Below are 7,488 nucleotides of genomic sequence, written 5' to 3'. Positions count from 1 at the left end.
GGCGTATGCGTATTGGCAACGAACAGACGGGTTACAAAATCTTCGTCTTTCGTCCGCATGCCAGACCGGCCCTTACCGCCACGACGCTGCGCACGGTAGGTGTCCAGAGGAACGCGTTTGATGTAGCCGGTATGAGATACGGTCACGACCATATCTTCACGCTGGATCAGATCTTCATCATCCAGATCTCCACCACCATCGGTAATTTCTGTCCGGCGCGGTGTCGCAAACTCATCACGCACTTCTTCAAGCTCGGTACGAACAATGTGAAGAATACGCTCACGGCTACGCAGAATATCAAGATAATCCTTGATCTCCGTCGCCAGTTTGTCGAGTTCGTCGCCAATCTCGTCACGGCCCAGAGCAGTCAGACGCTGCAAGCGCAGATCCAGAATGGCGCGAGCCTGATCTTCAGAAAGTTTGAACGTACCATCTTCCTGAATAGCGTAACGTGGATCATCAATCAGCTGGATCAGCGGCTCGATGTCTTTCGCTGGCCAGTTACGCTCCATCAGCTGACGGCGCGCAGTCGCAGGATCAGGTGCTGTGCGAATAAGATGAATAACATCATCAATGTTGGCAGTCGCAACAGCCAAACCTACGAGAACATGAGCACGATCACGCGCTTTATTCAGAAGGAACCGGGTCCGGCGACCAATAACCTCTTCACGGAAAGCAATAAACGCTTTCAGCATATCCTGCAGTGCAAGCTGCTCAGGACGGCCACCATTAAGAGCCACCACGTTACAGCCAAAGCTCTGTTGAAGCTGAGAGTAACGATAGAGTTGGTTCAGGATAACATCAGGAACCGCGTCACGCTTCAGCTCAATAACAACGCGCATACCACGACGATCTGATTCGTCGCGAATGTCAGAGATGCCCTCAATCCGCTTTTCACGAACAAGCTCTGCGATCTTTTCGATCATAGAGGATTTGTTCACCTGATAAGGGATTTCAGTGACAATCAATGCCATACGGCCTGAGCGAATTTCTTCCGTCTCAACTCGGCTGCGCATAAGAACGGAACCACGTCCGGTCTCATAGGCTGATTTGATGCCAGCACGGCCAAGAATAATACCACCGGTCGGGAAGTCCGGACCCGGGATAATCTCCATCAGCTCTGGCAGAGTGATTTCAGGGCGCTCGATCATTGCGATCGTGCCATCAATCACTTCACCCATGTTATGCGGCGGAATATTGGTCGCCATACCAACAGCAATACCGCCAGCACCGTTTACCAGTAGGTTCGGATAGCGTGCTGGGAGAACTTCAGGTTCCGTCTCGGAGCCATCGTAGTTCTCATTGAAGTTCACCGTATCTTTGTCGATATCGGAAAGCTGTGTCTGAGCAACTTTTTCGAGGCGACACTCTGTGTAACGCATCGCTGCAGCACGGTCACCATCAACCGAGCCAAAGTTGCCCTGCCCATTAATGAGTGGCAGGCGCATGGAAAAATTCTGCGCCATACGAACAAGAGCATCATAAATCGCGCTATCACCATGTGGGTGATATTTACCCATAACGTCACCAACGACGCGGGCGGATTTACGATAGGGCTTGTTCCACTCATATCCGTTTTCGTGCATAGAATACAGAATACGGCGGTGAACCGGCTTCAAACCATCACGAACATCGGGAAGCGCACGGCTCACAATCACGCTCATTGCGTAATCGAGATAGCTGCGCTTCATTTCATCTGTGATAGAGACGGGCCGAATGTCGCTAGGTAGGCCACCTGGTGGTGTACTTAAGTCCTGATCTGCCAAGGATTATTCTCATCAATTTTAAGTCAGAATTCCTAGCCTTTATAGCCGATTCAAACCGCAGAACCAAACGCCACAAGCCCTGAAAAGACACCTAATAACAACTACCTTACCCCACGGCCTCATCGACCACTGGTTACTAGGCCTTTCTACACAGTTTCGTTGCTCAAAAGCATCGCTCTTCCTCATAAAAATACTAAGCTATACGCAGGCAGTGCAAAATCCTATCAAACTCTTGCCAAATACAACATTGTCTGGTAGCGCCCTCTCAAGAACCGCAGAAATGCGGGTAAAAGCGCCCAAAGATGGGCTAAATCACATACAAGGTAAAGCGCAATGCTCATTGAGTTCCTCATCAATGCATTTGCCATGCTGTTTGTCACCATCGACCCGATTGGTCTGGCACCAATTTTTCTGGCCGTAACCGCCGGGGCAAGCAGTGTTGAGCGCCGTCAGATCGCGATTAAAGCCATAGTCATTTCTGGCATCACGCTCCTGGCATTTTTCTTTGCCGGACGCCAGCTTCTGGAAGTTCTCGGCATCTCTCAAGCTGCCTTTAAGGTTGCAGGTGGCCTTCTGCTCTTCATCATTGCAACTGAGATGGTGTTTGAACATCGCCAGAAGCGTAAAGCTGAAAGTGCGGAAAAGGTTGTCGAACAGGAAGACCTGTCCCAGACAGCAGTGTTTCCGCTGGCTATTCCGCTCATTGCAGGTCCGGCAACTATCTCTGCAATCATCCTGCTCGCCGGTCAGGCACCGGGCTTCGCTGGCCAGATGAGCCTGATCGCAGTCCTTCTGTCTGTGCTCGCACTCAGCTTCTTCGTGTTTTTGCTGGCAGCACGCATCGATAAACTGCTTGGGTCTACAGTTCAGCTCATCATCACCCGCCTTTTTGGTGTGATCCTCGCAGCGCTGTCCGTTCAGTTCGTTGCAGACGGCATCTTCTCGTTAATCGAGATGCATTCATAATTCAGGTGAGCGCCCATACCTCTTGTGGGCGCTCTTCTCTCCAAATGAGTTAAAGCTTGCAGTCCCAAATCCCCTTCGTAAAGTCACCCTTGTATTTTACGGAGGATTCGAATGGCTGCCCACGGCTCAAAAAAAGTGATTTTCGCCGCCCTTGCTGGCAACACACTCATTTCAATCACCAAATTTGCTGCCGCAGCCTATACCGGGTCTGCCGCAATGCTGTCCGAAGGCATTCACTCGCTCGTTGACACAGGAAACCAGGGCCTGCTGCTGCTTGGCATGAAGCGCGCTGAAAAACCTGCAGATGAAAAACACCCGTTCGGATACGGCTCAGAAATTTACTTCTGGGCATTTGTCGTCGCCATCATGATTTTCGCCGTTGGAGCAGGGATTTCGCTCTACGAAGGCATTCAGAAAATTCTCAATCCTCACCCGATTGAATCTGCCCTGATCGCTTACATCGTCCTTGGACTCGCAATTATTTTTGAAGGCTGGGCCTGGATGGTCGCCTACAAAGAGTTCAAAAAAACCAAAGGCAAGCGCCCTTTCCTTGCCGCTGTGCGCGACAGCAAAGACCCAACAGTTTTCACTGTACTTTTCGAAGATACAGCCGCAATGCTTGGCCTGCTCGTAGCATTTGCCGGCATCTACGGCGCTCAAGCTTTGGGCATTGCATGGCTGGACGGAGCAGCCTCTGTCGTAATTGGCCTCATCCTCGCAGGCACAGCTTTTGTACTGGCACTGGAAACCAAAGGCCTCCTCATCGGCGAAAGCGCTTCAGACGAGCTAGTCGCATCCGTACGAGAAATTCTACAGGCACCCGCAGCCGTCAAAGGCGTGAATGAAATCCGCACCCTGCACCTGGGCCCAAATGACGTCCTTCTCGCAGCCTCGCTGGATTTCGAAGACGCTCTGACAGCAGGCGCAGTTGAAGAAGTCATCTTCTCACTGGAAGACACTATCAAACGGGCACAACCATTGATCGGACGCGTATTCCTTGAAGTTCAGGCTGCACGCGATCATCAGATTCTTGAGGGCGAGTAGTTTATCCGCCTAGTGACACACAGATTAGACCCTTAAGAAGCTTACATACTAAGAATTTTGGAGCAGACAATGACCATACTTGTAACAGGCGGCTGCGGATATATTGGAAGCCACATGACGTGGTGTCTTCACGACGCAGGAGAGGATTTTGTCGTCATAGACAATCTGTCCACGGGCTTCGATTGGGCCATCCCGCAAAGCACCAAGCTTTACGAAGGCGAAATCACAGACCTTAATCTGCTCCAGACAATCTTCCGCAACCACAACATCTCTGCGGTCATTCACTTCGCGGGCTCAATTATCGTCCCAGAATCCGTCTCTAACCCATTGAAATATTATGAGAATAACACAGCAGCCTCGCGCACATTGATTGAAGCTTGCGTAAAGAATGGCATCAAGCATTTCATTTTCTCATCAACTGCAGCAGTTTATGGTGATCCAGAAGTTATTCCAGTTTCTGAAGATACCCCCTTAACTCCCTTAAGCCCCTACGGCACTTCAAAGTTGATGACAGAACTTATGTTGCGCGACACGGCCGCCGCCCACGAGTTCAAATACACGGCTCTACGCTATTTTAATGTGGCAGGCGCTGACCCCGAAGGTCGCACTGGCCAATCCACCAAGAACGCGACCCACCTGATCAAAGTGGCCTGCGAAGCTGCCCTCGGCAAACGCACCCATCTCGGCATTTTTGGCGATGATTTCGACACACCAGATGGGACCGGAGTGCGCGATTACATCCACGTTTCCGATCTTGCAAGCGCACATTACCTTGCCCTAAAACGCCTGCGCGATGGCGGAGATAGCATTATCATGAACGCAGGCTACGGTGACGGCTATTCAGTCCTTCAGGTCATCGACGCTGTGAAAGCCGTATCAGACGTTAATTTTGAGGTGAAAAAAGAGCCGCGCCGTGCTGGCGACTCTCCAAAAGTTGTAGCAGACAACTCCAGAATCATGAGCAATCTGGAATGGAAGCCACGCTTTGATGACCTGCCAACAATCGTAAAACATGCGCTGGATTGGGAGAAAAAGCTCCAATTCAAAAACAGCCTTTAACCACTATTGTGCTGACTGAACTCCTCAGTCAGCACACTTTCCTGCGAACCACAAAACGCTTCATCTATGGGATACGGATAACGCGATCTCCAGGCTGAATACCCAATTCAGCCGCGCGCCCAGCCACCACCTCTAAAACATATTGAGCAGGCAAACCGGAAGGGATGATCTCTTCCGAATACGGCACTGTGTTCGCAGCAATGCTTTTAACTTTATAATCAGACCCGATGAAAATGATATCGAGCGAAGTCGGCGTATTCTTCATCCAGAAGTACTGAAGACCCGACTGCGGGAAAATGAACAGCATCCCCTGATCAGCTGTCAGATCCGTTCGGCCCATCAAGCCTTGAGCCCTGTCATCAGGCGTTTCAGCGACCTCAACCTGAAACTCATGCGTTCCATTGGCACTACGCACTTCAAGAATTTCAGTTCTCATACCTGCAGCAACCGTCGATGTCATACCCAGCAAAACAAAAATGAATGCAATTCGAAGAACCGTCATATAGACCTAAACCTCGTTTTCTTTAGCTTTGAGCCAAAGAAAAGCCCTTGGCAAGTCGCCAAGGGCTTAAAATCAGCAAATATCAGGAATGTGATCTGAAAACGGTCAGTCTCTCGTCAGTGAGATGCCGGAATGTGAGTACCACTCCCGACAGGCCGAACTTCCGCAGCCATCTTGCCTTTCGGCCCGTCACCAAAGCGCACCTGTACCTTTTGGCCGGGCCGCAACTCCGTAATACCGAAACGGCGCAATGTTTCCATATGAATAAAGATATCTTCCGTTCCCTCGCCGCGCGTTAGGAAACCAAAGCCCTTGACCCGGTTAAACCACTTTACTTCCGCGTCGATAAAACTACCCTCTGGTGTCACCTGCACGTGCGTCCGAGAAGGTGGCAGCTGAGAAGGATGAACCGCATAACTCTCATCCATGGAAAGAATGCGCATCGCCTGCAATCCGCGCGGACGATTAAGCACCTCGCAAACAACACGCGCGCCTTCATACGCTGTCTGATAGCCGTCCCTGCGCAAGCATGTAACATGCAACAAGACGTCAGGCAGATCGTCTTCCGGCTCTACAAAACCATAGCCTTTACCAATATCAAACCACTTGATTGTTCCTGCCACTTGAAGAACATCTAAGGCTGTATCGTCAACCAGGTCCTCGACAGAGCCTAACTGAGGCGCCGTTTTTACCACCATGATGAATGCCCCGAAATTTGCCGCATCTGAAATGTAACGCTCGATCAAAACCGAACACCACTTGATTCCACAAAAAGAATATCATTACGCCCGACGGCAAAAAGGTAAAAAATTAACAAAGAGCTAAATGATCCCCCATTGATTTGGTTAGTGTTGTCCTATCAACACCATTTACCTGAAGTTTGGAGGGGGTATAGCTAACACTACTGAAGATTTTATCCCATGAATCCCCGCGTTACTTTCAAAGTCTCCGCTCGTCATCAGATACACACTATTGCGGAGCATACCTTGCATATTCAGAATTCAGAAATACTAGGCACCCTTCCCTCCTAGCTTTTTTCGCGCTAGCTTCGGCCAACTTCAACCTCTGCTGGTTCCCACTTCACAGAGCCAATCCCATAAAAGAAAGAGTTCGACATGCGTTATCTACACACCATGGTCCGTGTTAAAGATCTTGATGAATCCCTGAAGTTTTATTGCAGTATTTTTGGGCTGGAAGAAGTTCGCCGTCACGAAAGCGAAGCTGGCCGCTTCACGCTTGTCTTCCTGGCTGCGCCTGAAGACAAAGAAAGCTTCAGCGCATCTTCCGCACCAGCACTCGAGCTAACATACAACTGGGATCCGGAAGAGTACGCCGGAGGTCGCAACTTCGGCCACCTCGCCTATGAAGTCGACAATATCTATGAGACCTGCGAAAAACTCCAAGCCTCTGGGATCACAATCAACCGACCACCACGCGACGGCCGTATGGCATTCATTGTTTCTCCAGATGGAATTTCCATTGAGCTTCTGCAAAAAGGTGGAAGCCTTGAGCCAGCTGAGCCATGGCTCTCCATGGGCAACACCGGCAGCTGGTAATTTCAGCACAAGCATTTCAGCGCCTCAATTTCAATTGAGGCGCTGAAATCTAACAACAATTAAGAAAAGAATAGACTAAATCCATATTTGTGGATTGTTTGAATTATAAAATTTTAAGCACTAGACAATATCCTGCTGAAAACTTATAAGCCTCCTCACAGCGCGCCACATTGCGCAAATGCTGTAGTGTGCGCCCATCGTCTAGCGGTTAGGACGCCGCCCTTTCACGGCGGAAACAGGGGTTCGATTCCCCTTGGGCGTACCAATTCTCTCCTTAAATTTATTTGTTTTGCTAGCATCGCATCTTCATGCACTGTTTCTGCATTATTTTGAGAGCAAGTACTGACGACACATCTCTGCGAACGAGCTCCCCAATCCCCATAGCCGCGACCAGTCCACTTAAGCCCGAGTAAAGTCGCAAGGTAAGACCCTTACCCGCATCACCCTCTGAGCAGGACCTCACACCGGAACACAAAAAAGCCCGGTAGTGAACCTGCGCTCACTCCGGGCCATCTTGAATTGCATGCTTGGCTTAGAACGGAATTTCGTCGTCCATTCCGCCGCCGAAGCCGCCAGATGGTGCTTGGCCACCACC

7 protein-coding genes and 1 tRNA gene are annotated in these 7,488 nt (G+C 50.2%); 5 read left to right on the top strand and 3 right to left on the bottom strand.

Annotated elements, in window-relative coordinates:
• A partial coding sequence (gyrA, locus tag PPL9_RS34635) for a DNA gyrase subunit A (RefSeq protein ID WP_244273518.1) occupies positions 1-1,691 on the bottom strand: 1,691 nt, incomplete at its 3' end.
• Between the two features lie 408 nt (positions 1,692-2,099).
• Between gyrA and PPL9_RS30685 the strand changes: the two genes are divergently transcribed.
• The 3 genes from PPL9_RS30685 (at position 2,100) to galE (ending at position 4,835) form a co-directional block, all read left to right on the top strand.
• Positions 2,100-2,732 (top strand): MarC family protein, encoded by a 633-nt coding sequence (locus PPL9_RS30685; RefSeq protein ID WP_057466267.1) that lies wholly within the window; start codon positions 2,100-2,102, stop codon positions 2,730-2,732.
• Between the two features lie 111 nt (positions 2,733-2,843).
• Positions 2,844-3,776: a cation diffusion facilitator family transporter gene (locus PPL9_RS30680; protein WP_057466266.1), complete on the top strand. Its 933-nt coding sequence runs from the start codon at positions 2,844-2,846 to the stop codon at positions 3,774-3,776.
• 69 nt (positions 3,777-3,845) lie between these two features.
• Positions 3,846-4,835: a UDP-glucose 4-epimerase GalE gene (gene galE / locus PPL9_RS30675; RefSeq protein WP_082597193.1), complete on the top strand. Its 990-nt coding sequence runs from the start codon at positions 3,846-3,848 to the stop codon at positions 4,833-4,835.
• A gap of 64 nt (positions 4,836-4,899) precedes the next feature.
• Here galE and PPL9_RS30670 read toward each other — a convergent pair whose 3' ends face one another.
• Both PPL9_RS30670 and PPL9_RS30665 read right to left on the bottom strand, forming a co-directional pair.
• Positions 4,900-5,337: a DUF192 domain-containing protein gene (locus PPL9_RS30670; protein ID WP_084407853.1), complete on the bottom strand. Its 438-nt coding sequence runs from the start codon at positions 5,335-5,337 to the stop codon at positions 4,900-4,902.
• Between the two features lie 116 nt (positions 5,338-5,453).
• The gene (locus PPL9_RS30665) at positions 5,454-6,035 is read right to left on the bottom strand and encodes a cold-shock protein (RefSeq protein ID WP_057466310.1); all 582 of its coding nucleotides are present in this window, start codon (positions 6,033-6,035) and stop codon (positions 5,454-5,456) included.
• 417 nt (positions 6,036-6,452) lie between these two features.
• Between PPL9_RS30665 and PPL9_RS30660 the strand changes: the two genes are divergently transcribed.
• Together PPL9_RS30660 and PPL9_RS30655 are read left to right on the top strand one after the other, a co-directional pair.
• Positions 6,453-6,893: a VOC family protein gene (locus tag PPL9_RS30660; RefSeq protein WP_057466264.1), complete on the top strand. Its 441-nt coding sequence runs from the start codon at positions 6,453-6,455 to the stop codon at positions 6,891-6,893.
• A gap of 190 nt (positions 6,894-7,083) precedes the next feature.
• Positions 7,084-7,158 (top strand) — tRNA-Glu (locus PPL9_RS30655).
• The last annotated feature ends 330 nt before the right edge of the window (positions 7,159-7,488 follow it).

The sequence above is a fragment of the Pseudovibrio sp. POLY-S9 genome (genome assembly GCF_001431305.1).
In the GTDB taxonomy this organism is placed as follows: domain Bacteria; phylum Pseudomonadota; class Alphaproteobacteria; order Rhizobiales; family Stappiaceae; genus Pseudovibrio.
This window is presented reverse-complemented; position numbering and strand designations above follow the sequence as displayed.

What these genes read in the sequence shown, in the direction of transcription:
- galE (WP_082597193.1), top strand. Translation starts at nt 3,846, where the DNA reads ATGACCATACTTGTAACAGGCGGCTGCGGATATATTGGAAGCCACATG.
- PPL9_RS30670 (WP_084407853.1), bottom strand. Translation starts at nt 5,337, where the DNA reads ATGACGGTTCTTCGAATTGCATTCATTTTTGTTTTGCTGGGTATGACA.
- PPL9_RS30660 (WP_057466264.1), top strand. Translation starts at nt 6,453, where the DNA reads ATGCGTTATCTACACACCATGGTCCGTGTTAAAGATCTTGATGAATCC.
- PPL9_RS30665 (WP_057466310.1), bottom strand. Translation starts at nt 6,035, where the DNA reads ATGGTGGTAAAAACGGCGCCTCAGTTAGGCTCTGTCGAGGACCTGGTT.
- PPL9_RS30680 (WP_057466266.1), top strand. Translation starts at nt 2,844, where the DNA reads ATGGCTGCCCACGGCTCAAAAAAAGTGATTTTCGCCGCCCTTGCTGGC.
- PPL9_RS30685 (WP_057466267.1), top strand. Translation starts at nt 2,100, where the DNA reads ATGCTCATTGAGTTCCTCATCAATGCATTTGCCATGCTGTTTGTCACC.